Source organism: Kaistella rhinocerotis, from assembly GCF_030243905.1.
GTDB lineage: Bacteria > Bacteroidota > Bacteroidia > Flavobacteriales > Weeksellaceae > Kaistella > Kaistella rhinocerotis.
Genome location: NZ_JASSYY010000003.1, coordinates 368862 through 393994, shown reverse-complemented (window position 1 = coordinate 393994; position 25133 = coordinate 368862). Strand labels below are relative to the sequence as shown.

The window sequence follows — 25133 nt, the reverse complement described above, 5'->3', positions numbered from 1 at the left end:
TCAATTCTCAATTCTCAAATCTCCAATCCCCAAATTTTCAAATTAGAATCAGTATCTTTGCACCCATAATTTTTCTCACTTAAACCGTTTATAGAATGCAACTGTACAACACTTTAAGCGCAGAAGAAAGAGCCCGTCTTATTGATGAAGCCGGTAAGCAACGCCTTACTTTGTCTTTCTATGCGTACGCCAAAATCTCAGATCCCAAAAAATTTCGCGACGAACTCTTTATAGCCTGGAATGCACTTGATGCGCTCGGCCGTATTTACGTTGCTCACGAAGGAATTAATGCTCAGATGAGTATTCCTGCCGAAAATCTCGAAGCATTCCGCGAAACTTTGGAAGTGTACGATTTCATGAAAGGCATCCGACTGAATGAAGCTGTAGAGCACGATGACCACTCATTTTTAAAGCTTACGATAAAGGTTCGTAACAAGATTGTTGCAGACGGTTTGAATGATGAAACCTTCGATGTGACCAACAAAGGAATTCATTTGAAGGCCAACGAATTCAATACTTTACTCGAAGATCCGAACACAATTGTGGTTGATTTCCGCAATCATTATGAAAGTGAAGTAGGGCATTTCAAAGGCGCGATAACGCCTGATGTAGAGACTTTCCGGGAAAGTTTACCAATCATCAATGATAAACTGCAGGATTTCAAAGAGGACAAAAACCTGCTGATGTACTGTACAGGCGGGATCCGCTGCGAAAAAGCCAGTGCGTATTTCAAACATCAGGGTTTTAAAAACGTTTTTCAGCTTGAAGGCGGCATCATCGAATATGCGAGACAGGTAAAAGAAGAAAATATAGAAAGTAAATTCATCGGTAAAAATTTCGTTTTTGATCACAGGTTGGGCGAAAGGATTACAGATGACATCGTTTCACAGTGCCACCAGTGCGGAAAACCGTGCGATAATCATACAAATTGCTTCAATGACGCGTGTCATTTGCTCTTTATTCAGTGTGATGAATGCAAAGCTGCGATGGAAAACTGCTGTTCTCCAAGATGTCTTGAAACCATTCATTTGCCGCTCGAGGAACAGGCAAAACTTCGAAAAGGTCTGCAGGTAGGTAATAAGATTTTCCGCAAAGGTAAATCTGATGACTTGAAGTTCAAGAAATCTGGTGAACTGCTAGATAAACCTTTAGCAAAGGCGGTTACAAAGAATATCCGGCAAAAAATTTCGGTGAAAAAAATGCTGATTGGCAAAGCTGAACATTATTATCCTAAGTCGAAAGTCGCTCAGTTTCTGCTTGAAGACGGCGAAGTTTCTGTAGGTGATAAAATTTTAATTTCCGGACCCACAACCGGTGAGCAGGAGATGGTTTTAAATGAACTTTTTGCGAACGGAAACGCTTGCGAAACAGCGAAAGCAGGCGATCAAATAACGTTTCCTTTGCCATTCAGAGTTCGTCTTTCCGATAAGTTGTTTAAGATTTTAAATTAAAATGACGGCTTCAGGAAAAATGGAGTTGATGTCACCAGCCGGTGATTTCACTTCGATGCAGGCTGCTTTGGACAGCGGTGCAGATTCCGTTTATTTCGGTGTAGAACAGCTGAACATGCGCGCACGGGCGTCGATGAATTTTACAATCGATGACTTACCGGAAATTGCCAGAAGATGTTCGGAGAAAGGAGTTCGAACGTATCTAACTTTAAATACGATCATCTACGATCACGATTTATCTTTAATCAGGACACTTTTAGACAGGGCGAAGGCTGCCAATCTTACGGCTGTAATTGCCATGGATCAGGCTGTAATTTCGTACGCTCGACAGATTGGGATGGAGGTTCACATTTCCACGCAGATCAACGTCACCAACATCGAAACCGTGAAATTTTATGCGCTGTTTGCTGATACGATTGTGATGAGCCGCGAGCTCAGCATTACTCAAATAAAAAAAATCTGCGACCAAATCGTTAAAGATGATGTACGGGGACCTTCCGGAAACCTTGTTGAGGTGGAAATTTTTGGTCACGGTGCCTTATGCATGGCGGTTTCGGGGAAATGTTATTTAAGTTTACATTCTCATAATTCATCGGCGAACAGAGGCGCCTGCAAACAGAACTGCCGAAAAAAGTACACAGTTATCGATCAGGAGACGGGTTTTGAGATAGAACTCGACAACGAATATATGATGTCGCCGAAAGACCTGTGTACCATCAGTTTCCTCGATCAGGTGGTTGAATCAGGAGTAAAAGTTCTGAAAATTGAAGGTCGCGGCCGCGCACCGGAATACGTAGCGACTGTTACCAAATGTTACCGCGAAGCGATCGACGCCATCTTCGACGGAACCTACTCACCCGAAAAAGTGGCTGACTGGATGGCTAGGCTCGAAACCGTGTACAACCGTGGTTTCTGGTCTGGTTATTATTTAGGTCAGGAACTCGGCGAATGGTCTGAAACCTCGGGTTCAAGTGCGACGCAGAAGAAAGTGTACATCGGAAAAGGCCGCCACTTTTATCCAAAATCAAATGTGGCTGAATTCTTAATTGAAGCGTACGACCTCGCGGTAGGCGACAGAGTTTTAATCCAGGGACCTACTACGGGTTCGCAGGAAATGCTGCTTGAATCAATGATCGTCGATCAAAAACCTGCCGCAGAAAAAGCTTCAAAGACTGATGTCATCACTTTCAAAACAGATTTTCGTGTGCGACCTTCGGACAAACTCTACAAAATTGTACCGAATAACTGATGGTGATCGTGACCTTGCAGCGCGAAAAGTGCATTGGCTGTAACTACTGCGCAGAATTTGCGCCTGAATTCTTCCGGATGTCCAAAAAAGACGGTAAATCTGTGTTGCTGAAAACACTCGATAAAAAGGGTTTTTATACATTCAAAACGCCTAATCATGAGGCTTTTGACCCCTGTGAAAAGGCTGCAAAAGCCTGTCCGGTAAAAATAATTTCGGTAAAAGCGATATAAAATGACCAAAGCTGACATCAGAATAAAATACCGACAAAAGCGTACGATGCTCTCGCAGCAGGACGTAGCGGAATTGTCCCGGAAGATTTTTGAAAATTTCAGTAAGTACTTTGAGCTAACTGAAGGTCAGAATATTCACTGTTTTCTTACAGCATACTCTAAGGAGGAAGTACAGACTGAACTTTTCATTCAATATTTCAGGATCAGTAACTGTAAGATTTTCGTTCCGAAAGTTGTGGGTGAGAAGATGATCGCGGTAGAACTGTTACCGCAAACCTTCTTACTTCCGAATAAATGGGGGATTCCTGAACCGAAGACGAACACTGAAATTAAAGGTGTAGAATATGATCTCGTAATCGTTCCTTTAATGTACGCAGACCAGTTTGGCAACAGGGTGGGTTACGGCAAAGGATTTTACGATCATTTTTTTGCTGATATTAATCCGCAAGCGAAGAAAGTGGGAGTCAATTTCTTTCCGCCGGATGAAATCATCGATGATGTATGGGATGAAGATATCCCGCTGGATTATCTTGTGACGCCTACCGCGGTGCTGTCATTTGGCACCGGTGCATCAAAGTTTACAAAGTAAAACTTGAATTCTTTTTTGAATTTTACCGGCGAAGGACGAAGGATATATTCCGCATTTTTAAAGAAAATTCCAAGCGTTCGGTTGCTGTCATCAAAATATTCCACATCAAACTTCGCAAAATCCAGTGTGTCAGAACCCACGATACGCTTATTCACAGCTAAATTGCCCACTTTGGCTGATGCTACATTCAGGCTGTCGAGTTCTGCGAGCAAAGGTGCGAGCTTGGTAGAGTCAGGATTTGCAAAATATCTCTGCATCTGTGCGTAGATCACTGAATCTATCTCTGTATCACGGTTTCCCGAGGTGTAGAGCGTGGAAAGATCAAGCAATTCCTGAATTTTCTGCTTTGTGATAAAAGAAATCGCCTGAGCGCTGTCCATCTTATTTGCCGGATAAGAGACTTTGTTGGTGTTGTTCCGGATTTTTTCCAGGTCAGACGGACCTTTAGTTTCCTTATTACATGAATAAAGTGTCGCGAGCAACAGAATAAGGCTGTAAAATAATCTATTTGTTTTCTTCATTGGTGCCGATTTTAAATTTAATCATCACTATTTTCCCGGATTGATTGGTCTGTGTATCAATCACTTCAAGGTTTTCCAGGGAGGTTGACGGTAATGTTACGAGATTGATGTACCGCTGTTTATCCATTGTTTCGACGCCATAAAACTGATTGTCGAAAACCTGATAAATCAGCGCATTGTCGCTGATCAAATAGTTCAAACTTACCCGTTTCTTTTTCAAGTCTGTTATAGATTTCGAATAATAAAAGAGCATGATCGCGTAGTCGTTGGGCTTCAATTCGATGTTTTCCGCTTCCGGCGCCGTTTCCAGATTACGCTGTATGGTGTCCGTTCGGTAATAAGGAGACGAAACAACCATCGTAAGGTCCTTTGATTTTGTGGTGTACACAAAAGGTTCATTCGGTTTCGCGGAATAGAGGATTGGCGATTCATTTTCTTTCAGTATCTGCACCTGTAGTTCCGCATTGATTTTCGAATTGCGGTCAGCATCGATGAAGCTGTAATAATATTTTTTACTGAACAATTCGTCTTTAAATATAAGAAGACCTACAGCCAATGCAAGCAATACTGAAATGCCAAGCCAAACGTACTTTTTGATCACCGTAAAAGCAGACTTGGAATCCTGCGTGTCGTAAGTTTCGAGCGAAGAGGTATTTTGTTTAATTACTTGATTATCAGTATTTGATTTTTGTAAAATATCGTTTTCATCAGTTTCTGAACTGCTGGTGGGCAGTCTTTTTTCCTCATTTTTCTGCGCGATGCGGGAATCAGAACTTGCTTCAGGAATTAAATCTCCAGTAGCACTATTTTCTACTGCTTCTTCTCTTTCCTGTAACACTTCGTCGGCGAAAAGATGATTCTTTTTAAAGTCGTACCACGAGGCGTATCCTGCATAAACAGAGAGCAAATTGAGCATATCGATACGCGGAAGCTTAGTTACAGGTGAGGTTTTGAAATAGGTATAGAAAGTCTTCTCACTGATGTTTCCTTTCGCGATTTTACGCAGATCCTCCTGAAAATAAATAATGTCAATCCCTTTCCACTTAGAAATTTCTTCAAAGGACGGGCTGTGATTTTCCAAATATCGGCTTTCAACCTCCTTTTTGAGTTGTTCAAAATGTAAAATATCTAAATGGCTCAATGTAGTCGTTTTATTTAATGTCCTGATTTACAGGTGTTGTATTTTGTAAAACAGCTTTACAAAGGTATTACAATTAATTTGTGCATACAAATTTATTATCCGTTCTACCTTTGTCCTGTTCAAATAGAGATACTTGAACGGATTTTTAAAAGAAACAAAAACAATTAAATTTATTTATTATGAAAAAGTCATTCTTCGTAGCTGCTATCGCTGCTGTTGCTCTTGTAGCTTGTAACAAATCTGAAACTGTAGAAACTGCTAACGGTGTTGATTCAGCTGCTGCTGCTGCTGTAGATTCTTCAGCTGTTGTTGCTGATTCTGCTGCTTCTGTAGTTGATTCTGCTGCTGCTGTAACTGTTGACGCTGCTGCTGATGCTGCTTCTGCAACTACTGCTGCTGGTGCTGATGCTGCTAAAGATGCTGCTAAAGCTGCTGGAGATGCTGCAACTGGTGCTGCTGACGCTGCTAAAGATGCTGCTAAAGAAGCTAAAGATGCTGTAAACAAATAATCAGCATTATTTACACAAACAAACCGCTCGTGCTTTCAGCATGAGCGGTTTTTTTTATGGCCTCGCCTGAAGTTTTTGTCTGCTGATTTCGTAGGCCGTGATTGCTACGGCATTGCTTAGATTCAATGAATCGATCGTGCCCGACATCGGTATCAATGTATTCCTCCCGATATTTTCCCAGAATTCACTCAAGCCGGAATGTTCTGTACCGAAAACCATAGCGGAGCGAGCGGTCAACTCTTCTGCAAAGAGATCGCCCGCTTCTGCTGACATCATCGTGGTGTAAATATTAAACTTATTCCGCTCTAAAAACTGAACAGCACTTTCGTTTGTTGCAGCAAAAACATTCATCCCAAACAGACAGCCAACGCTGGACCTGATCACATTGGGATTGTAGAAATCTACTTTCGGATCTGTAATCACGAGTCCATCAATTCCGAAAGCTTCACAGCTTCGCAATATCGCACCGAGATTTCCTGGTTTTTCTATTCCTTCCAAAATAATGACGGCTGAATCCGGTTTGGGTTGGAAATCCTCAAGCAAAGCATTCTTTGTCTGATAAATGCCGATGATTCCTTCGGATGTCCCGCGGTAGGCGAGTTTTTCGTAAACTTTTTCGGACACGAAATGTACTTTTCCCTGCGGTATCGCGGCTTTGAAAATACCTTCGCAGATATAGAACTCCTCACTTTCAAAACCAAACTGCTGCGCTCTCGTATTTTCCTGCTGGCCTTCCACAGCAAACAACCCCGATTTTTTGCGGAAACGGTTATCACTCAAAAGCCGTGTAACGTGCTTGATTTTCTCATTTTGCAGACTCTCAATCATTGGTAGGTTGGCTTTCATCATTTTGATAATCGATTTCTTCTACGTTTGCACGTTCAAGTAGCGCTCCGGGCAAATTTTTCTTTGGTTTTATGCCCAGTTGACGCAGTTTTTCGGCGGAACGTACCAGGTTTCCGTTGCCCGAAGCCAGTTTTTTCATCGCATTTTCATAATCTACCTTCGCACCGTCCATTTTTTTGCCGATGCTCAGTAAATCAGATACGAATCCTTCAAATTTATCATAAAGCGCTGCGGCCTGCCGTGCGATCTCTTCTGCATTCTGGCTTTGGTCTGCACGTTTCCAAACATCAGAAATAAGTTTAAGGTAGGCAATCAAGTTCGTCGGACTTAGCAGAATCACGTGTTTATGGTAGGCGTAATTCCAAAGTTGCTGATCATATTGCACAGCGGTAAGGAAGGCCGGCTCCACGGGGATGAACATGATGGTGAAATCTAAGGCTTCCTTCAGATTATCATACCGCTTCAGCGCCAGTGTATCAATATGTTTTTTGATTGCAGCTACGTGAAGATTGAGATTTTGCTTCCGTTCTTCTTCGGTTTCGGCAGAGCACATCCTTTCGTAAGCGTTCAGCGAAACTTTAGAGTCGATGATAACGATTTGGTTTCCGGGAAGTTTCAGTACAAAGTCTGGGCGTTGGTTTTCGCCGGTTTCGGTCTTAATGTTGTATTGGGAGAAATATTCACGGTCTTTGCAAAGTCCTGAATCTTCCAGAATTCTTTCGAGAATCATCTCGCCCCAGTTGCCCTGCGTTTTAGTCTGACCTTTCAATGCCGTTGCCAGATTATTGGCTTCCTGGCTTACTTTCGTAGTCTGCTCCATCATCAGTTTGATGGTGCTATTTAACGAGTGACGCTCGCGGGCTTCGTTATCATAGACTTCATTGACGCGTTTTTTAAAAGTTTCCAGATTTTCACCTAACGGTTTCAGCAGCGTGTCAAGGTTTTCCTTGTTGGCTTCGGTGAATCTTTTTGATTTCTCTTCAAGAATCTCATTGGCTAAATTTTTAAATTCACTCTTCGCCATTTCCTGAATTTTCACAATCTCGGATTTCTGATTGTCCAAAAGTTGTTGCAAACTTTCATTTTGGGCAGAAAGTTGGGATTTTATCGAAATCAGGTTTTGTTTTTCATCAAGCAAACTGCGGATTTCTGTGCTTTGTTTTTGGTTAAGTTCCTGCTGTTCGGCAATCTTCTGATTCTGAGAATTGTTTTCTGCCGAAATTTTCGCTATCTCATTCTTCAGCTGATTCAGGATTTCCGTCTGTTCGCTGTTGGTTTTCTTTTCTGATTGGTACTGGTTTTCCAACACGCTGATTTTCATTGCCGAATTTTGGAAATCGGAACTGGTTCTGATAAAGTTATTGTTTAGTTCATCGAACATTTTTCGCGGAACATGGGCAGATTTCAGAATAAAATATAAAATAACAGTGCCCAGAATTGCACCCACGACCAGTCCGATAAGCAGAGATGTAGTTTCCATGTTTCAAAAATAGGAAGAAAAAAAGTGATTTGAAGCATCCTTTTCAAAGTCTCAGACTATTGTGGCAGACAGTATTTCGATATTTTTATGAACGTCACTGCTTTCGCAGGATTTTAATTTTTTCAGGATGTTTTCAGGTGTTTTTTCGGAAACGATAATGTTTCTGGCTACCAAAGTCGCTGCGTTGTCGATCATCCTAATTAATGAAGGCCGAATTATCTGAATGGAATTCGAAAGAATAAAAGCGCTTGCCCACGACGTATCGCGCGCTTTCGAAATCGCAAAATCGAGCATCACATTGTCCTGCCCATTTGAAAGTTCATCGATTATGCTAACCGGATAACAGATTTTGTTCAGCGAATCCTGAACATTTTGGCTAATGGCTGCAATCACGTTATTGATAGTGTTGAAGTCATTTTTCAGCGGCGTGATCCTACGGTAAGGCATTACAGAAGCCGCCGAAACTCCCAGATCCAGATTGATATGCGCATTGATGCCAAGAAGAATGTGCTGCATGATCAGCAGGTCCTTATTTTTAGCTGCTTCGAACGCGGTGAACCACGCGTTGGTGCATTTTCTTCCGTGACGGTAATTTTCAAAAGCCTCCAGGTAGCGGCTGGCAAAAGCAACATCCAGCCGCTCCATCCGCGGCCCGTCTTCGAATTTATTCTTTTTAATGCCGTGCGCTACGGCTGCAGTCATACATTTGTAAGTGGAGGCGAAATAGCCCGCAGGGTTTTTCGTCACTTTGCTCCAGGCAATAATATCGTCGAGTCGCTGCAGGACTTCGTCAATGTTGGTCGGGGTTTTCATCAGTTTGTGTTTGAAGGTAAAATTAAAGTTTTTACCGCACATGAAACAGCTTTAAATTTAATTTAAAGATTCCGCACATTGTCATTATGAATAGTTCTGAAAAATAAGTCAAGTATTTAATACTGAAGAAGATTTAATAAAATACTTCATACAGAAGATTCTTTTCTGATCGGGGGTGGAGGGACGTTTAGTAAGTGCTTAGTTATGTCAGAAAACGGGCGCGAAATATGAAAAACAATTTGTTTGTCAAATGAATTATCAGAAGTGATCTGCAGTTTATTTGCCCTTAACAAACCAAAAAAAACGCTCCCAAATCTGGGAGCGCTGTCTTGTGCCCGGAACAGGACTCGAACCTGCAAGCTTGTGGGCACCCGCACCTGAAACGAGCGTGTCTACCAATTTCACCATCCGGGCTAAAGGAGTGCAAATATAATTTTTTTAGTTCAACACAAGGTGATATTTCTGCTTATTTTTCAGCGTCCGGCGGATTGATGATTTTCAGACGCATCTCCTTTAGGTCAAAGATGTCATGTTCGCTCATCAGATGGATGGTCATATTTTCAAATGACAAAGGTGCGCCATCCACAACCTCAAGAAGGTTGCTGCCACTGATCTTTCTACCGTCGAGCAGAATTGCCATGCCGGAACCTACTGCTTCCATTTTATCGCGGTGAATCAGCAACGCTGTATTTTCTTCGAGGCCCACGCCCAAGATCGTGGGGTTACTCACCACAATCTCAAAAAGCCGTGCTATTCGACCACGTTCGATGAAATGTGTGTCAAATATAATATTGTTGACCAAACCGAGTCCGGTGGCGGTCTGCACTTCACCTTTGTACGCGGCATCATCGCTGTTTCCCTCAATGATCATACTGTTTGATGCAGCGGCAGCGCCTGCGGAAGTTCCTGCATACATGAAATCGGGATCTTTGAGTTTTTCCAGCAGCATTTTGTAGAATTCGGTGCCGCCCAGGATGGAGGTAAGCGCAAGCTGGGTTCCGCCGGTCACAAAAATAGCGTCAGCTTCTTTCAGACGACGCAGGCTGGTGGGCTTTTCCGCGTCTTCTCTGGTGCGGATCATCAGCACGCCGCAATTATCAGCTCCGGCTTTGTGGAATGTCTTCAGATATTCCTTCCCCATTTCTTCCGGAATGGTAGATGCAGATGTAATGATCTCAATCCGCGACCGCTTTTTGTGCTTTGTTTCATCTACAAAACGCTGCAAAATGCTGAGGTCTGAAAAAGGATCCGTATTTCCGTTTTTGTCTTCGGCGCCGCCAATCACCAGAATTTTTCCTTTCATATCAAACTTTATTTTATTCTTTATCTAGTCGATTCTTTAAAATAAATTGTTGCTAAAATTGCTGTACAATCTTGGTCACATTTTGATAGTTGTCGCTTAAGGCTACCACCAGATCGCTGGTTCTTGCAATGGAAAGTGCATGTCTTATTGCGTCTTCCTCATCCGGAATCAGTTCATAGCCAGCGCAGCGCTTTCCTTTTTTCATTCCCTCAATCATTAATGAATTCATTTCTGCGAGTTCGCGGCCACGAAGACTGTGTTCCTGTCTTACGATGATATGGTCGAACATATTAGCAGCTATCCGTGCAAGCTCGATTATATCCTCATTACGCCGGTCACCGACTGCCGCGACAATGCCAATTTTCCTTCGCTGCGAGCTGTGGCAGAAATAATCCTGAAGAGCTGTTAACCCGTGTGGATTGTGTGCGTAATCTACCAACACCTCAAAATCCCGCACTTTGAAAAAGTTCATTCGGCCGGGTGTAAGTTCGGGACAGGGCGAGAAATTCCGTAGCGCGTAACTGATCTGTTTGGCTGTAAAACCGTAAGCGAAAGCACCAGCGGCCGCAGCCAAAATATTAGCTGTCATGCACCGGGAGGTTCCATTGAGTGTCAATGGAAATTCACTGAGCGTTCCCAGCACATTTTCTTCATCATCTTTTTGTATAATAATCCTGTCATCAGAAACGAATGCAGCCAGACCACCATTCGCAAGGTGTTTCAGTATTTCGGAATGATCTGCGTCTAAGGAAAAATAGGCGATGTTGCACGAAAGTGTTTTTGAAATATTGAGACAGTGAATATCTTCTGCATTTATGACCGCCCAGCCCTCGGGTTTTACATTGCGTACGACGGTAGCCTTTACTTCCGCAAGTTCTTCGAGTGTATTGATGTTTTTAAGACCTAAATGATCCGCTGCAATGTTGGTCAGAATGCCTACATCGCAAAAATCAAACGCTAACCCCGAACGCAATAAGCCACCACGGGCCGTTTCGAGCACGGCAAAGTCGACCATGGGGTCGCTTAGAACCAGTGAAGCGCTGGTTGGACCAGAACAGTCGCCGGCCGCAATTTGAAAATCACCGATGTAAATGCCGTCTGTTGTTGTATACCCCACCATGTGTCCACAACTTTTGGCGATATACCTGAGAAGTCGGGTAGTGGTAGTTTTACCGTTGGTTCCTGTGACAGCGAAAACCGGAATACGTCCGTTTGATTCACCGGGAAAAAGCATGTCGACAATTGCCGCGGCTACTTTCCCGGGATTTTCATTGGAAGGGGAAAGATGCATCCGCAGGCCCGGCGCCGCATTCACTTCTATTACCGCACCACCGTTTTCTGTAAGTGGAGTGTGTAGGTCTTTTGCGACCAAATCAATACCGCAGATATCAAGTCCAATGATGGCAGCGATGCGTTCCGCCATAAAAACATTAGCGGGATGCACTTCTGCAGTCACATCTGTCGCTGTACCTCCGGTACTCAGGTTTGCAGTGGATTTTAGAACCAGGGTCTCGCCCGGTAGCAGTACGGTTTCAAGCGATAAATTTTTTTTTTTAAGCAGATTCTCTGTATCACAATCGAGGGTGATTTTGGTCAGCAGTGCTTCGTGGCCATCTCCGCGTCCGGGTTCTTTGTTTATTTCTTCGATAAGTTCGGAAATGGTATTCGTTCCGTTACCAACCACGTGCGCAGGTTGCCTTCTGGACGCCGCGACGAGTTTACCACCGATGACAAGCAAACGGTGATCGTGACCCGCGATGTAATTTTCAACCAAAACTTCACTACTGAATTTCTGTGCATGTTGAAATGCTTCCTCTGCCATTTCAATACTCTCAATTGCTACGGTGACACCTTTTCCCTGGTTTGCATCAAGCGGTTTGATGACAATTGGGAAACCAATTTCTTCGACGGCCTTCTGCAATTCGGCAAGTGACTTGCAAACAATCCCGCGTGGAACAGGAATCTGCGTTTTTTGCAACAAAATTTTAGTCTCAAACTTGTCATCCGCTGTTTCGGTGGCGATACATCCTGTGTCACCAGTAATAGTCGCACGGATGATTTTCTGCTTCTTACCGAATCCAAGTCTGATCTTTGAACGTTCATTCAGCCGTTGCCAGGGAATTCCGCGCCGTTCAGCCTCTTCAATGATGCTCAGTGTACTTGGGCCCAGGCCAGTCTTATGTTTTGCCTGTTCATAAAAATTCGGAGAAGGTACCAGTGGATTTTCAGTCTGCAAACCTTCGGTATCCGGGACCGAAAAATCTTCATCAGAATTTATATTTTCTAAGGCAGCTTCGTACTCGTTTAGATCAGACGGATGCCTGTTTTTGCCATTCATAGTTTATTGTTTTTAATGTGTTGCAGCAGGTTTTTTGTCTATATCCTGAAATTGCCCGCATCAAAACAAATGCCATGAAATCACCCGTAATCAAGTCAAAATTTTTACTTAAAGTGCTCAACTGCTGATTAAAAGAATTCAAAAACATAAAAAAAAGCGCAAATACCCGGAGGCATCTGCGCTTATAAGTTTGTAAATGTACATTGAAGAATGATCAGTTTTTTATCCTTAAAAATTCTTTAGCCAATTCAGTCATCTTTGGGTCGCCAGTGTACTTTCCGTGCTCGTCTGAAAGCTTGACAGTAGGAATCCAGTCGCCGGTTACAGATTTTGCGGCGGTAAGTTTTATCACGATATTCATCGGCTTCAAACCGACATCATTGGTCAAATTGGTTCCAATACCAAACGAAATTCCGATTTTTCCGCGGCAGGCTGCTGTGATTTCGGAGACTTTTTCAAGGTTCAGCCCGTCGGAAAATATGATGAATTTAAATAATGGATCAATGCCATGTTTCCGGTAGTGAGCGATTGTCTTGTTTGCAAATTCGATCGGGTCACCGCTGTCGTGCCGTACTCCATCAAAAAGCTTCGCGAATTTTTTGTCGAACTGTTCGAAGAAGACGTCCGTGGTGTACGTATCAGACAAGGCTACACCTAAATCTCCCCGGTAAACATCCACCCAATGCTCCAGTGAGATTGCGTTCGCCATCTTGAAACCATATTCAGCGGCGTGGAACATAAACCATTCATGTGCATGGGTTCCGATGGGTTTTACGCCATATTTCATCGCAAAGTGAACGTTCGATGAACCTATGAAACCCGATGTTTTATCTCGCGTAAGAACGTCCATTACAAGATTGTGTACCTGATAAGAATGTCTGCGGCGCGTGCCAAATTCAGCAAAACTGACACCCAGACCTTCGAGTTTCCGTGCTTTTTCTAATGTCTTGGAGATCACGGCGTCATCGTTATCGCGTTCTAGGGCATTCATTACATAATGAAGTTCCGAGATCAAAGCCAGTAGTGGCACTTCCCAAAGAATGGCGCGGTACCATTCTCCTTCAACCGTCACCTCAATGTCATTGCCGTCTTGTGAGATCTGAACTTCGCGCGGATCGTAATGGTAGCCACCAAGGAAATCGAGGTAGGGCAGATCGAGATACGGACATGTGACGCGCAGATATTCTTTTTCTTCTTTCGAAAGTTTCAGTTCGGCCATGGCATCTACCGATTTGCGGAGTTCCTGATCAAAATTTTCGGGGAAGTGATGCTTTCCACGGTTGATGAACCGGTATTGCACGCGTTCATTCGGGAAGAGTTTCACGACCGCATTCTGCATCGTGAATTTGTAAAAATCGTTGTCTAGGATTGATTTCAGGGTGATAAGGCTCATGTCAGGCTTCTTTAGTAACAAATTTAAGACTTTAGACAGTAAAAAATCGCCCTTGTAGCAAAGGCGATTTTATGCTGTGATTTATTGATTTTTTATTTACCAAGGTAAGAGTTGTACATCCAAACCTCTTTTTCCTGCTCGGTGATGTAGTCGCTCATTTGCGAATTGGTACCTTCGTCACCTGCTTTTTCAGTGTAATCGAGGATGTCACGCTGTCGGTCAATAATTATCTTGAATGAGGCGAGAATGTTTTCGACACATTTGGCTGCATCTGAAACTTCGCGACTTTCTTTGATTGTTGACATCGCAAGATAATCACTGTAATTGTGGTTTGGAGTTGCGCCAAGCGTAAGGATTCTTTCTGCAATCTCGTCGATCTTCAACACTAAGTTGTTATAAAGTTCCTCAAATTTAGGATGAAGTGTGAAAAACTGATTTCCTTTGATGTTCCAGTGGGCTCCGCGGGTATTCTGGTAAAACACCGAATATTCTGCGAGCAACACGTTTAATTTTTCCGCGATTTGTTGGGCATCATTTTCATTTAGCCCGATGATTTTAGTATTATTCATAATATTTACTATTTATTTCAAAGGTACAAGTTGCCGAAAGTCGTTCAAAAGCTGTGCCTTTTCTGCTAAATGCAAATAACTGCGTTAGTGTTTGATGAATTTAAATGATTTCAGTGCGTCCGCAGTTTTTATGGAGATTACGTAAGTTGCTGACGGCAGCGCCCGTACATCAATCTGTTTCGATTTTGTAGTGAGGAGTAGCTTGCCGCTGAGGTCGAAAATATAGATGTTTTCGATATGTATCTGGCTGGTTTTGATGTTCAGATAATCGCTGGTAGGATTTGGGTAGATGATGAGGTCCTTCAGTACTTCCTCTGTTGCAAGCTGTTTCACAAGGGTGACCGGCTCGCGGAAGAAAGAAATTTCGAGAATTTCCTTTGGCAGTTTTTCAAAAAAGTATGCCTCGCAAGTGTACTTCGTATAATCTGATTCTTCTGTTTTACTGATAAAATAGCTTTGCGTGGTTTGTGGCGTTTTTTCTTCTAAATTCTTATACCACGAAAACTGATATTCAGGACCTGAAAGCGATTGCGGAATAGACGCGCTTCCTCCAAGTGGCGCGGCCAGAGTTTGAGCTTCGTCGTACCGCTGAGGCGAATAGGTGAAATCTGTCACTGGATTTTCCTTTAAAACAAAATCTTTGATTTCCTGCTTGCTGAATCTGTTGTTTTCAAGGAATGTAAGTGCAGGAATTCCGTCCGGAATAGTGCCGGAAAGCTGATTTCCGATAAGGGAAAGCATCTGCAGGCTTTTATTTTGGAGCAAAACCGCCGGGAAAGTTCCCTCGATAAGGTTGTAGTCCAGATAGAGTTGGGTAAGTTTTTTTAATGGTGCCAACGATGCAAAACCACCGGAAAGTTTATTGGAAGAGAGATTAAGATGGATGAGATTCGTAAGCTGCGCCAATTCGGCCGGGAAGGTTTCAATCTCGTTATTGGAGAGTGAAAGCCACTCAAGACTTTTCAGGGATGTAAGCGTGGTGGCATAATTTGAACTGAAGAGATTCGCGGAAACATCCAGTGATGTAAGCGGCAAAGTGGAAATTTCCGTGGGAATTCTGGTGAGTTTGTTGCCTGAAAGATTCAGTTCTGTGACATTACTTAATGTAGACAACGCTGAAAAGTTCTGCGAAATACTGTTGCTGCTGAGATTTAATGATTTTAAAACTGTCAGTGCAGTGATTTTGGAGGGAACTGCCGTGAGGCCAATCGCGGAGAGATCCAGGATTTCCAGCTTCTTAAAATTTTCAATAAAACTGCCGACATCATTAAAGACAAAGAAATTGTTGCCCAAAGAAATTTCGGTAAGATTCAAAAGTGGAGTAACGGCCGCAGAAGGATCGCCGGTGAGGCGGTTATTGCTGATATCAAGACGTGTCAGATTAGCCAGCCCGGAAATAGAATTAGAAACTTCGCCGGTGAGTTGGTTTGAACTCAAATCGAGCCGTTCCAGCTTGGAAAACGTGCTGAAGTAAATGGGAAAAGCGCCTTTCAGTGCGTTACCGCGAAGGTTGATCTCAATCACGTTTCCATTGCGGATTTTGATGCCGTACCAGTAACGCGGGTCTTTTTCAAGGTCCCAGGTTTGGCTCCATCCTGAGCCGGAAGTGCTGTTGTAGATGTTTACCAGCGCGGTTCGTTCGGCAAATGAGATACTGTATTTTTGGGCAAAAAAGAGCTGAGAAAAGAATAAAAGGAGTAAAATTTTCTTCACCGGATTCGTGTTTTGTAAGATTGCAAATATAAACATAAGTTGATTTCAATGACGGAAATTTGCATATTTGCCTAATGACGAAGTATTTATATATACTAATGCTGTGTTTTACGGCAATCACCGGGTTTTATTTTTTTTTGAGTTGGGCGCAACTGCCACCGGGACAACGGTATATTTACCCGATTGATGATGTTTATATCCACTTGGCTTTGGCCAGAAATTTCGCTGAACTCGGCGTTTGGAGCGTGAATATTTCTGGGTTCGACAGTGCTTCGTCATCTATATTATATACGCTGCTGCTTGCGGGTCTCATCAGGCTGTTCGGAGACTGGGAATATTATCCGTTATTGCTGAATGTTGTATTCGGATATCTCACGGTCTATTCGGTTTACAGATATTACAAAGATTTCTACGGTTCTGCGGAACTGAAGTGGGCTGCTGCATTAATTTTGTTCTTTCCATTGGTATATGTCATGGTTTTGATCGGGATGGAGCATACGATACAGATGTTTCTGATGGTTTTGGCTGTGTATTTCATTCGCCGGAATGTAAAGTCAGATTTTAGATGCAAAGATTTCTTGCTGCTGCTTACCGTAACTTTTTTTCTGTCGATGGTCAGGTTCGAAAGTATGTTCTTTACTGTTTCACTGGCATTCGCGCTTTTTCTGAGGAAAAATTATTTAAAGGGAACATTGATTTTGGTTGCAGGGTTTATTGCCATCGTGGTTTTCGGAATTATTTCTGTGCAAAACGGGGGTTTCTTTTTTCCGAATTCGGTGATGGTAAAAGGGAGTTATCCGGCCGAAGACCATATTTTCATGAGCATGTGGCAACTATTCGAAAACGGAATTTTACTTAATGTCAGCTTCTATAAATGTCTCTTCTTTCCATTAGTGATTATAGCGGTTTATCTTTTTGAAAAATACCGCGCAGCGCGATTAAAAAATCTGTTAAACGAAACGCTGCTCATCGTGGTGGTTCTTACAAGTGTTCTGCATGCGTTATTCGCGGTGCTGATGTATCGGTATGAGAATTATTTAATGATTTCACTGCTGCTGATTTGTATCCCAATTATCACACATTTGCATGAAAAATACAGGAAAACAGAACTGAACAAAAGCCTTTTAAAAATACTGACGCTGGGTAGTATTACTGCAATTGTACTTATATCTATATATCGTTTTGGCTATCATCATTTGCCGTTAACCTATATGAGTAAAGGTATAAACAGCCAGCAGGTGGAAATGTCGAGATTTTTGGGTAAATATTATAAAGGAGAAAAAATAGTGGCCAATGACATAGGCGCCATTTCGTACTTCAGTGGTGTGCAGTTGCTGGATATTGTGGGGCTTGGAAGCACCGATATTGCAGAGGAAATCGTACGGAATAAACATCTTTCTGCAGAAGAAAATGCATTTAAAAACAAAAAATTCATCGTGGAATACGCAGCAAAAAACAAATTTAAGGTAGCAGTGATCTACCCTGAATGGTTTCCCGGCGGTGTGCCCGATGAATGGATCCCGGTAGCAACTTGGAAAATCCCCGAACCTTATGGGCCCGCGCGGCAACGCATTGTCTTTTACGCATTAAGGTCCGAAGAAGAAGCATCGCTGAGGAAAAACCTGATGGAATTTGATAGGAATCCGAACGTTAAACAGGAGTTATTGAATAAAGTGACAAAATAAGTGGCATATATTGCATAAATAATTATAAATCAGTGTTTGCAGGTTTAAAATTATTCCCTACTTTTGCACCCTAAAATAAAAAGCAATTAAATGCCTACTATTCAACAATTAGTTAGAAAAGGAAGAGTCGCACTTACCAAGAAGAGTAAATCGGCTGCACTTGATTCCTGTCCACAAAGACGAGGTGTATGTACAAGAGTATATACTACCACCCCGAAGAAACCTAACTCTGCACTTAGAAAAGTTGCAAGGGTAAGACTTTCTAACGGGAAAGAAGTCAACGCTTATATCCCGGGCGAAGGACACAATCTTCAAGAGCACTCGATAGTATTGGTACGCGGAGGAAGGGTGAAAGACCTACCGGGAGTACGTTATCACATTGTTCGTGGAGCTTTGGATACCGCAGGAGTAAACGGAAGAACTCAGAGAAGATCCAAGTACGGAGCTAAGAGACCAAAACCAGGTCAGGCAGCTGCAGCACCTGCTAAAGGCAAGAAAAAGTAATCATTAAATTTTAAAGAAACGAAACAATGAGAAAGACGAAAGCGAAAAAAAGACCGTTGTTACCGGATCCTAAGTTTAATGATCAGCTGGTAACAAGATTCGTAAATAACCTGATGCTTGACGGTAAGAAGTCAATCGCATTCAAAATTTTCTATGATGCATTAGATATCGTAGAAAGCAAAAAAGGAGAGAACGAAAAAACTTCTCTTGAAATCTGGAAAGATGCCCTTACCAACGTAATGCCACACGTAGAAGTACGTTCACGCAGAATCGGTGGTGCAAACTTCCAGATCCCAATGCCAATTCGTGCTGACAGAAAAATCTCTATGGCGATGAAGTGGTTAATCAAATATTCTAAAGCTAGAAACGATAAATCAATGGCTCAGAAATTGGCTGCTGAAGTTATCGCTGCTGCAAAAGAAGAAGGTGCTGCTTACAAAAAGAAAACAGACACTCACAGAATGGCTGAAGCAAACAAAGCATTTTCACACTTTAAATTCTAATCTGAAATGGCAAGAGATCTTACCCTTACAAGAAATATTGGTATCGCTGCTCACATTGATGCAGGGAAAACCACCACGACAGAAAGAATTTTATTTTATTCCGGAAAAAACCACAAAATCGGTGAAACTCACGAAGGCGGTGCTACAACTGACTGGATGGAGCAGGAAGCTGAAAGAGGGATTACCATTACATCTGCAGCAGTAACTGTAGACTGGAAATTCCCTACCGAGCAAGGTAAAGCACTTCCGGATGCGAAAAACTATCACTTCAACATCATCGATACACCGGGACACGTTGACTTTACCGTAGAGGTAAACCGTTCTCTTCGTGTACTGGATGGTCTTGTATTCCTTTTCTCTGCGGTAGACGGGGTAGAACCTCAGTCTGAAACCAACTGGAGACTTGCGGACAACTATAAAGTTGCACGTATGGGCTTTGTAAACAAGATGGACCGTCAGGGAGCTGACTTCCTGAACGTTTGTAAGCAGGTGAAAGAAATGCTTGGATCCAATGCAGTTCCAATCGTATTGCCAATTGGTGATGAAGCAGACTTCAAAGGAGTTGTAGACTTGGTGAAAAACCGTGCTATTGTATGGCATGATGAGAACCACGGTTCTACTTTTGATATTGTGGAAATCCCGGCTAACATGGCTGACGAAGTGAAGCAGTTCAGAGCTCAGTTGATCGAAGAGATCGCTGCGTACGATGAGAACCTTCTTGAGAAATTCATGGAAGACGAAAATTCCATCACTGAAGAAGAAATTCACGCGGCACTTAGAGCTGCAACATTGGATATGAGCATCATCCCAATGACTTGTGGTTCATCATTCAAAAATAAAGGTGTACAGTTCATGCTTGACGCTGTTTGCCGTTACCTTCCTTCACCAATGGATAAGGAGGCCATCGACGGAACAGACCCAAGGACAGACGAGCCTATCTCTAGAAAGCCATCAGTGGCTGAGCCTTTCGCGGCGTTGGCATTTAAGATTGCAACCGATCCTTTCGTAGGTAGACTTGCATTCTTCAGAGCTTACTCAGGAAGACTTGATGCAGGTTCTTATGTATTGAACACAAGATCAAACAGCAAAGAAAGAATCTCACGTATCTTCCAGATGCATGCGAACAAGCAAGAGCCTATCGAATATATCGAGGCTGGAGATATCGGTGCAGCTGTTGGATTTAAGTCTATCAAGACTGGTGATACACTTTGTGACGAAAAACACCCAATCGTACTTGAATCTATGGTTTTCCCGGATCCCGTAATCGGTATCGCGGTAGAGCCTAAGACGAAAGCTGACCAGGATAAAATGGGTAACGCTTTGGCTAAATTGGCTGAAGAAGATCCTACTTTCCAGGTTAAGACTGACGAAGCTTCAGGACAGACCATCATCTCAGGTATGGGTGAACTTCACCTCGACATCATTGTTGACCGTATGAGAAGAGAGTTCAAGGTTGAAGTAAACCAGGGACAACCTCAGGTAGAGTACAAAGAAAACCTTACAATGTCTGCAAACCACAGAGAAGTTTACAAAAAACAATCAGGTGGACGTGGTAAATTTGCTGATATCGTGTTCGAATTGGCTCCGGCTGATGACAACAAGCCAGGTCTTGAATTCATCAATGAGATCAAAGGTGGTAACATTCCGAAAGAATTTATTCCAGCTGTAGAAAAAGGTTTCAAAGAAGCGATGAAGAACGGTCCTTTGGCAGGTTTCGAAATCGAAGGTATCAAAGTGACATTGAAAGACGGATCTTTCCACCCGGTGGATTCAGATGCACTTTCATTCGAACTTGCTGCTAAGATGGGCTTCAAGGAAGCTGGTAAGAAAGCCAAGCCGGTGATCATGGAACCTATCATGAAAATCGAAGTGGTAACGCCGGAAGAATACATGGGAGATATCGTAGGTGACCTTAACAAACGTAGAGGAACCATCAACGGTATGGACGATAGAAACAACGCGAAAGTAATTAAAGGATTCGTTCCACTTTCAGAGATGTTCGGATATGTAACTACACTTAGAACACTTTCTTCTGGTAGAGCTACATCTTCTATGGAATTCGAGAAATACGAAGCAGCTCCTTCTAACGTTGCTGAATCTGTAATCGAAAAATCAAGAGGGTAATCTTTAAATCTAAATTAAAATGTCACAAAGAATCAGAATAAAATTAAAATCTTACGATTACAGTTTAGTAGACAAGTCTGCTGAGAAAATCGTAAGAACGGTAAAAGCAACCGGTGCGGTAGTAAACGGCCCGATTCCTTTGCCAACGAACAAAAGAATCTTCACAGTTCTTCGTTCACCTCACGTAAACAAGAAGGCAAGAGAGCAGTTCCAGCTTTCAGCTCACAAGAGACTGATGGATATCTACTCTTCATCTTCTAAAACTGTAGATGCCCTGATGAAATTAGAGCTTCCTTCAGGAGTTGATGTAGAAATTAAAGTGTGATTTTGGCGGCTTGCTTTTAGCCAATCGCTATTAGCTATCAGCCAGAAGCCACTTTGCTATGATAGAAATCCCTTTTCGAAAGAAGAGGGATTTTTTTTGGCTTAGGAGCAACAAGATATTTGCTGTTTGCGAAATCCCGTCCCGCTTTTCACTGCAATCTTTTTTGGGCGCGGCGCCAGCCGCGCCCAAAAAAGGATTTCCGTTGCAATCGGGGCTAAAAGTCAGGTATCTCTTCTTTTCGTAAGTAGGTGAAATTATTTATGGATTTTAAATAACTTTATTCTAAAATTTAAAACCATGAAACCATTCAAACTGCTTATTCCCATATTGCTCACATTTTCTTTCTTGGCTACAGCACAAACGCACAGATTCATTTACGCATTTCAGTTTAAAAGCGATTCTCTGGCAAAAGAGTTCCGCGAAGAGAATATGGTGCTGGATGTAAACACACAGGACGTGAAATTCTATCCGTACATGTATGCCGAAAACGATTCCCTGAACAAAGTGCGCGACTATAAGAATATCATTTGGGATGACAGTGTTCCCACGCTCTCGCGCAAACGAAACTCGAACGAGAACGTAAGTTATTTTTTCAGCGGCGATTATTTCAGTATTACCACAGCAGATCCGGTCATCTGGCGGCTTACTGAAGAGACAAAGAGATCGGCCGACTATACCTTGCAAAAAGCCACAACCAAATTTGGCGGCAGAAACTGGACGGCCTGGTTTAGCAAGGATGTTGTAGTGCCCGAAGGTCCGTATAAATTCCGTGGTTTGCCCGGACTTATCTTTGAGTTGTATGATGACCGTGATCAGTTTAGGTTTTCACTGGTTAAAAGTCAGAAGTTCAAAGACACCTATGATACTTCAGGCTTTCTGGAGTCGTTTGCCGGCAAGAAGCCTTTGGCAATTAGCGAAAAAGTCTGGGTAGCCAAGCAACTGGAGCAGTACAATGATCCCCTGCGGCAGTTTAAGGAGGCCTTTAAAAACAATACCGATCCAAGCGCGAAGTTTATGTATGGCGGCACGCAGGTGATCAGTCTGGACCAGTTCAAAACCATGTCGGATGATGCGCAGGCAAGGATGCGGCGGGAGAATAATCCGATAGAGCTCAGTAAGGCAATCCGTTACCCGCAACCTAAGTGATTATGCTCCAAAATGGCGCGTGAAAGCGGACGGAATTTCAGATTTCGTAAAGATTGATAGCAGTACCTCAGGATTTTTCTGAGGTATTTTCATACTGTGCTGATTTTCAAAATATTTTTGCCACAGTGTTTGTCATTTCAGAAAATCTTCATACATTTGCACACTCAATTTAGGGAAGAAGTATGCCTATTTCAAACGTAGAAATCACCTCGCCCTGTGTTGAATACAGAGAACACATATAATATATATAAATAATGTCAGGTATTATTGGTAAAAAAATCGGGATGACTTCCCTGTTCGACGAGAACGGCAAAAATATGCCGTGCACCGTTATTCAGGCTGGTCCTTGCTCGGTTTTACAGGTCAGAACCTTAGAAAAAGATGGGTACAAATCTGCTCAGCTTGGTTTCGATGACAAGAGTGAAAAGAACGTTGGTAAAGCGTTAGCCGGCCATTTCAAAAAGGCTGGTTCTGCTCCTAAAGCTAAATTGGTAGAATTCTATCATGAATTCGTAGACAAATTAAGCGTAGGAGATGAAGTGAAAGTTGATCTGTTCGCAGAAGGCGAATATGTAGACGTAACAGGAACTTCAAAAGGTAAAGGTTTCCAGGGGGTTGTGAAAAGACACAACTTCGGTGGGGTAATGCAGGCAACCCATGGTCAGCACAACAGATTGAGAGCCCCAGGTTCCATCGGTGCAGGATCAGACCCGTCAAGAGTATTCAAAGGGATGCGTATGGCAGGTAGAATGGGTGGTAAGCAGGTTACTGTACAAAACCTTCAGGTGTTAAAAGTAGATCAAGAGCAAAATCTTTTAGTAGTAAAAGGTGCTGTTCCGGGAGCGAAAAATTCTTATGTAATTATCAGAAAATGGAACTAACAGTATTTAATACATCAGGAAAAGAAACCGGAAGAACAGTTGAGCTAGACGAAGCAATCTTCGGCATTGAGCCTAACCAGCATGCGGTTTACTTAGAAGTGAAGCAATATCTTGCCGCTCAGCGTCAGGGGACACATAAATCTAAAGAAAGAAGCGAGATTACAGCTTCTACGAGAAAGCTTAAAAAACAGAAAGGATCCGGATCTGCGAGATATGGTGACATCAAGTCCCCAACTTTCAAAGGTGGAGGTAGAGTTTTTGGTCCAAAACCAAGAGACTACAGATTCAAACTGAACAAAGCTTTGAAGAGACTGGCTAAGAAGTCTGTTCTTTCTCAGAAAATGAGAGATAATTCTATCAAAGTTCTGGACGCGATCAACTTCGATGCGCCTAAGACTAAAGAATTTATCAACTTGAACAATGCATTAGGTTTCGAAGGTAAAAAATCTCTGTATATTTTGCCTGAAGCTAACAAAAATGTATACTTATCATCACGTAACTTGCCTAAGACTAAGGTGTTGACTTACAACGAGATCAGCTCTTATGATTTGGTACACGCAGGTGAGATTGTATTTTTGGAAGGTGCTATCGAAAAATTTCAGGAAAACTTAAGAAAATAAATCATGTCTATTATCATTAAACCTATCATTTCAGAAAAAGCAAACTACCTTACGGATTTGAGAGGCGCTTATTCTTTCTTCGTAGACACGAAGGCGAATAAAATCCAGATCAAGAAGGCGGTAGAAGCTGCTTACGGTGTGAAAGTGGCAGACGTAAGAACCATGATTTACGCTCCGAAAGTTTCAGCTAAGCACACCAAGAAAGGCTTGCAGATTGGTAAGACCAACAAATTGAAGAAAGCCGTTGTTTCCCTTGCAGAAGGTGAAGTGATCGATATCTTCGCAGTATAAATAAAGCATAAGCTTAAGCTTTGCAAAGAGCTTCCCGGCTTTCCCGCATACAGCTTAAAGCAATTTAATAATTATAATCAATAGTAATGTCTGTTAGAAAATTAAAACCTATCACCCCGGGACAGAGATTCAGAGTTGTAAATAACTTTGAGGAAATTACTACCAACAAACCAGAGAAGTCTCTAACAGTTGGTATTAGTAAGTCAGGTGGTCGTAACAATACTGGTAAAATGACCATGCGTTACACCGGAGGTGGACACAAACAAAAATACAGAATTATCGACTTCAAGAGAAATAAATTCGATGTTGAGGCAACGGTAAAATCTGTAGAATATGATCCGAACAGAACTGCTTTCATCGCACTTTTAGAGTACGCAGACGGAGAGAAGAGATACATCATCGCTCCGAACGGTATCAAAGTAGACCAGAAAGTAATCTCTGCGGAAACAGCGGAACCTAATGTAGGGAACGCAATGAAGTTGAAGAACATCCCATTGGGTACTGTAGTATCTTGCATCGAGCTTCGTCCAGGTCAGGGTGCGGTAATGGCAAGAAGCGCAGGATCTTCAGCTCAGTTAACTTCAAGAGACGGTAAATATGCAATCGTGAAATTGCCTTCAGGAGAATCAAGAATGATCCTTACTGAGTGTATGGCTATGATTGGATCTGTATCTAACGGCGATCACCAGCTTACAGTTTCTGGTAAAGCAGGTAGAAGCAGATGGTTAGGCAGAAGACCTAGAACAAGACCGGTAGTAATGAACCCAGTAGATCACCCAATGGGAGGTGGTGAAGGACGTTCATCTGGTGGTCACCCAAGATCTAGAAACGGTATGCCATCGAAAGGTTACAAAACAAGAAAGAAAAACAAAGCGTCTAACCGATTTATCGTATCTAAAAGAAAATAAT

The 25133-nt window shown here is 42.5% G+C and carries 25 protein-coding genes and 1 tRNA gene; 15 read left to right on the top strand and 11 right to left on the bottom strand.

What is annotated here, in order from left to right; genetic code table 11:
* Positions 1 to 95 precede the first annotated feature (95 nt).
* Genes trhO through QEP06_RS11475 form a run of 4 tightly spaced genes read left to right on the top strand, consistent with a single transcriptional unit; the run spans position 96 to position 3519 of the window.
* Positions 96 to 1451, top strand: coding sequence for an oxygen-dependent tRNA uridine(34) hydroxylase TrhO (gene trhO, locus QEP06_RS11490; RefSeq protein WP_285270347.1), 1356 nt, complete (start codon positions 96 to 98; stop codon positions 1449 to 1451).
* A 1-nt stretch (position 1452) separates the two neighbouring features.
* Entirely contained in the window at positions 1453 to 2700 is a 1248-nt protein-coding gene (locus tag QEP06_RS11485; RefSeq protein ID WP_285270346.1) for a peptidase U32 family protein, read from the top strand.
* On the top strand, positions 2700 to 2930 hold the full coding sequence (locus QEP06_RS11480; protein ID WP_251834051.1) for a ferredoxin: 231 nt from the start codon (positions 2700 to 2702) through the stop codon (positions 2928 to 2930). Before QEP06_RS11485 ends, QEP06_RS11480 begins: the two co-directional genes overlap by 1 nt.
* Before the next feature lies 1 nt (position 2931).
* Entirely contained in the window at positions 2932 to 3519 is a 588-nt protein-coding gene (locus tag QEP06_RS11475; RefSeq protein WP_285270345.1) for a 5-formyltetrahydrofolate cyclo-ligase, read from the top strand.
* On the opposite strand, the gene QEP06_RS11470 is transcribed toward QEP06_RS11475, so the two are convergent.
* Entirely contained in the window at positions 3456 to 4040 is a 585-nt protein-coding gene (locus QEP06_RS11470; RefSeq protein WP_285270344.1) for a hypothetical protein, read from the bottom strand. The genes QEP06_RS11475 and QEP06_RS11470 overlap by 64 nt on opposite strands.
* Complete coding sequence (locus tag QEP06_RS11465; protein WP_285270343.1) at positions 4024 to 5181, bottom strand: hypothetical protein; 1158 nt, start codon at positions 5179 to 5181, stop codon at positions 4024 to 4026. The genes QEP06_RS11470 and QEP06_RS11465 overlap by 17 nt, the downstream gene beginning before the upstream one ends.
* Before the next feature lie 179 nt (positions 5182 to 5360).
* Between QEP06_RS11465 and QEP06_RS11460 the strand changes: the two genes are divergently transcribed.
* Positions 5361 to 5690: a hypothetical protein gene (locus QEP06_RS11460; RefSeq protein WP_251834047.1), complete on the top strand. Its 330-nt coding sequence runs from the start codon at positions 5361 to 5363 to the stop codon at positions 5688 to 5690.
* 54 nt (positions 5691 to 5744) lie between these two features.
* Here QEP06_RS11460 and QEP06_RS11455 read toward each other — a convergent pair whose 3' ends face one another.
* The 9 genes from QEP06_RS11455 to QEP06_RS11415 form a co-directional block, all read right to left on the bottom strand.
* Entirely contained in the window at positions 5745 to 6539 is a 795-nt protein-coding gene (locus QEP06_RS11455) for a TrmH family RNA methyltransferase (protein WP_425256202.1), read from the bottom strand.
* A complete protein-coding gene (locus tag QEP06_RS11450; protein ID WP_285270342.1) occupies positions 6511 to 8016 on the bottom strand; it encodes a DNA recombination protein RmuC in 1506 nt (501 codons plus the stop codon). The genes QEP06_RS11455 and QEP06_RS11450 overlap by 29 nt, the downstream gene beginning before the upstream one ends.
* Positions 8017 to 8067: 51 nt before the next feature.
* The gene (locus tag QEP06_RS11445; protein ID WP_251834045.1) at positions 8068 to 8829 is read right to left on the bottom strand and encodes a DUF5995 family protein; all 762 of its coding nucleotides are present in this window, start codon (positions 8827 to 8829) and stop codon (positions 8068 to 8070) included.
* Positions 8830 to 9161: 332 nt separating this feature from the next.
* Positions 9162 to 9243, bottom strand: a tRNA-Leu gene (locus QEP06_RS11440).
* A 52-nt stretch (positions 9244 to 9295) separates the two neighbouring features.
* Complete coding sequence (locus QEP06_RS11435) at positions 9296 to 10132, bottom strand: cyanophycinase (RefSeq protein ID WP_285270341.1); 837 nt, start codon at positions 10130 to 10132, stop codon at positions 9296 to 9298.
* Positions 10133 to 10184: 52 nt separating this feature from the next.
* A complete protein-coding gene (gene cphA, locus QEP06_RS11430; RefSeq protein WP_285270340.1) occupies positions 10185 to 12470 on the bottom strand; it encodes a cyanophycin synthetase in 2286 nt (761 codons plus the stop codon).
* 214 nt (positions 12471 to 12684) lie between these two features.
* On the bottom strand, positions 12685 to 13863 hold the full coding sequence (gene pncB / locus QEP06_RS11425) for a nicotinate phosphoribosyltransferase (protein ID WP_285270339.1): 1179 nt from the start codon (positions 13861 to 13863) through the stop codon (positions 12685 to 12687).
* Between the two features lie 92 nt (positions 13864 to 13955).
* Positions 13956 to 14432, bottom strand: a complete 477-nt coding sequence (locus QEP06_RS11420) for a Dps family protein (RefSeq protein ID WP_251834041.1) — start codon at positions 14430 to 14432, stop codon at positions 13956 to 13958.
* An 84-nt stretch (positions 14433 to 14516) separates the two neighbouring features.
* Positions 14517 to 16145, bottom strand: a complete 1629-nt coding sequence (locus tag QEP06_RS11415; RefSeq protein ID WP_285270338.1) for a leucine-rich repeat domain-containing protein — start codon at positions 16143 to 16145, stop codon at positions 14517 to 14519.
* Positions 16146 to 16219: 74 nt separating this feature from the next.
* On the opposite strand from QEP06_RS11415, the gene QEP06_RS11410 reads away from it, so the two are divergent.
* The 10 genes from QEP06_RS11410 (at position 16220) to rplB (ending at position 25132) form a co-directional block, all read left to right on the top strand.
* Positions 16220 to 17830 carry an ArnT family glycosyltransferase gene (locus QEP06_RS11410; RefSeq protein ID WP_285270337.1) on the top strand — a complete coding sequence of 537 codons (1611 nt, stop codon included), beginning with the start codon at positions 16220 to 16222 and terminating at the stop codon, positions 17828 to 17830.
* A 90-nt stretch (positions 17831 to 17920) separates the two neighbouring features.
* Positions 17921 to 18334, top strand: coding sequence for a 30S ribosomal protein S12 (rpsL, locus tag QEP06_RS11405; protein WP_031503575.1), 414 nt, complete (start codon positions 17921 to 17923; stop codon positions 18332 to 18334).
* Positions 18335 to 18360: 26 nt separating this feature from the next.
* Positions 18361 to 18837 carry a 30S ribosomal protein S7 gene (gene rpsG / locus QEP06_RS11400; RefSeq protein WP_122027051.1) on the top strand — a complete coding sequence of 159 codons (477 nt, stop codon included), beginning with the start codon at positions 18361 to 18363 and terminating at the stop codon, positions 18835 to 18837.
* Between the two features lie 6 nt (positions 18838 to 18843).
* Positions 18844 to 20961, top strand: a complete 2118-nt coding sequence (fusA, locus tag QEP06_RS11395) for an elongation factor G (protein ID WP_251834038.1) — start codon at positions 18844 to 18846, stop codon at positions 20959 to 20961.
* Positions 20962 to 20980: 19 nt separating this feature from the next.
* Positions 20981 to 21286, top strand: a complete 306-nt coding sequence (rpsJ, locus tag QEP06_RS11390) for a 30S ribosomal protein S10 (RefSeq protein ID WP_015806753.1) — start codon at positions 20981 to 20983, stop codon at positions 21284 to 21286.
* Between the two features lie 297 nt (positions 21287 to 21583).
* A complete protein-coding gene (locus tag QEP06_RS11385) occupies positions 21584 to 22432 on the top strand; it encodes a GLPGLI family protein (RefSeq protein WP_285270336.1) in 849 nt (282 codons plus the stop codon).
* A 254-nt stretch (positions 22433 to 22686) separates the two neighbouring features.
* Entirely contained in the window at positions 22687 to 23313 is a 627-nt protein-coding gene (rplC, locus tag QEP06_RS11380) for a 50S ribosomal protein L3 (protein WP_251834036.1), read from the top strand.
* Positions 23304 to 23933 carry a 50S ribosomal protein L4 gene (rplD, locus tag QEP06_RS11375; protein ID WP_251834035.1) on the top strand — a complete coding sequence of 210 codons (630 nt, stop codon included), beginning with the start codon at positions 23304 to 23306 and terminating at the stop codon, positions 23931 to 23933. Before rplC ends, rplD begins: the two co-directional genes overlap by 10 nt.
* Before the next feature lie 3 nt (positions 23934 to 23936).
* The gene (gene rplW / locus QEP06_RS11370) at positions 23937 to 24224 is read left to right on the top strand and encodes a 50S ribosomal protein L23 (protein WP_251834034.1); all 288 of its coding nucleotides are present in this window, start codon (positions 23937 to 23939) and stop codon (positions 24222 to 24224) included.
* An 86-nt stretch (positions 24225 to 24310) separates the two neighbouring features.
* The gene (rplB, locus tag QEP06_RS11365) at positions 24311 to 25132 is read left to right on the top strand and encodes a 50S ribosomal protein L2 (protein WP_251834033.1); all 822 of its coding nucleotides are present in this window, start codon (positions 24311 to 24313) and stop codon (positions 25130 to 25132) included.
* Position 25133 lies beyond the last annotated feature (1 nt).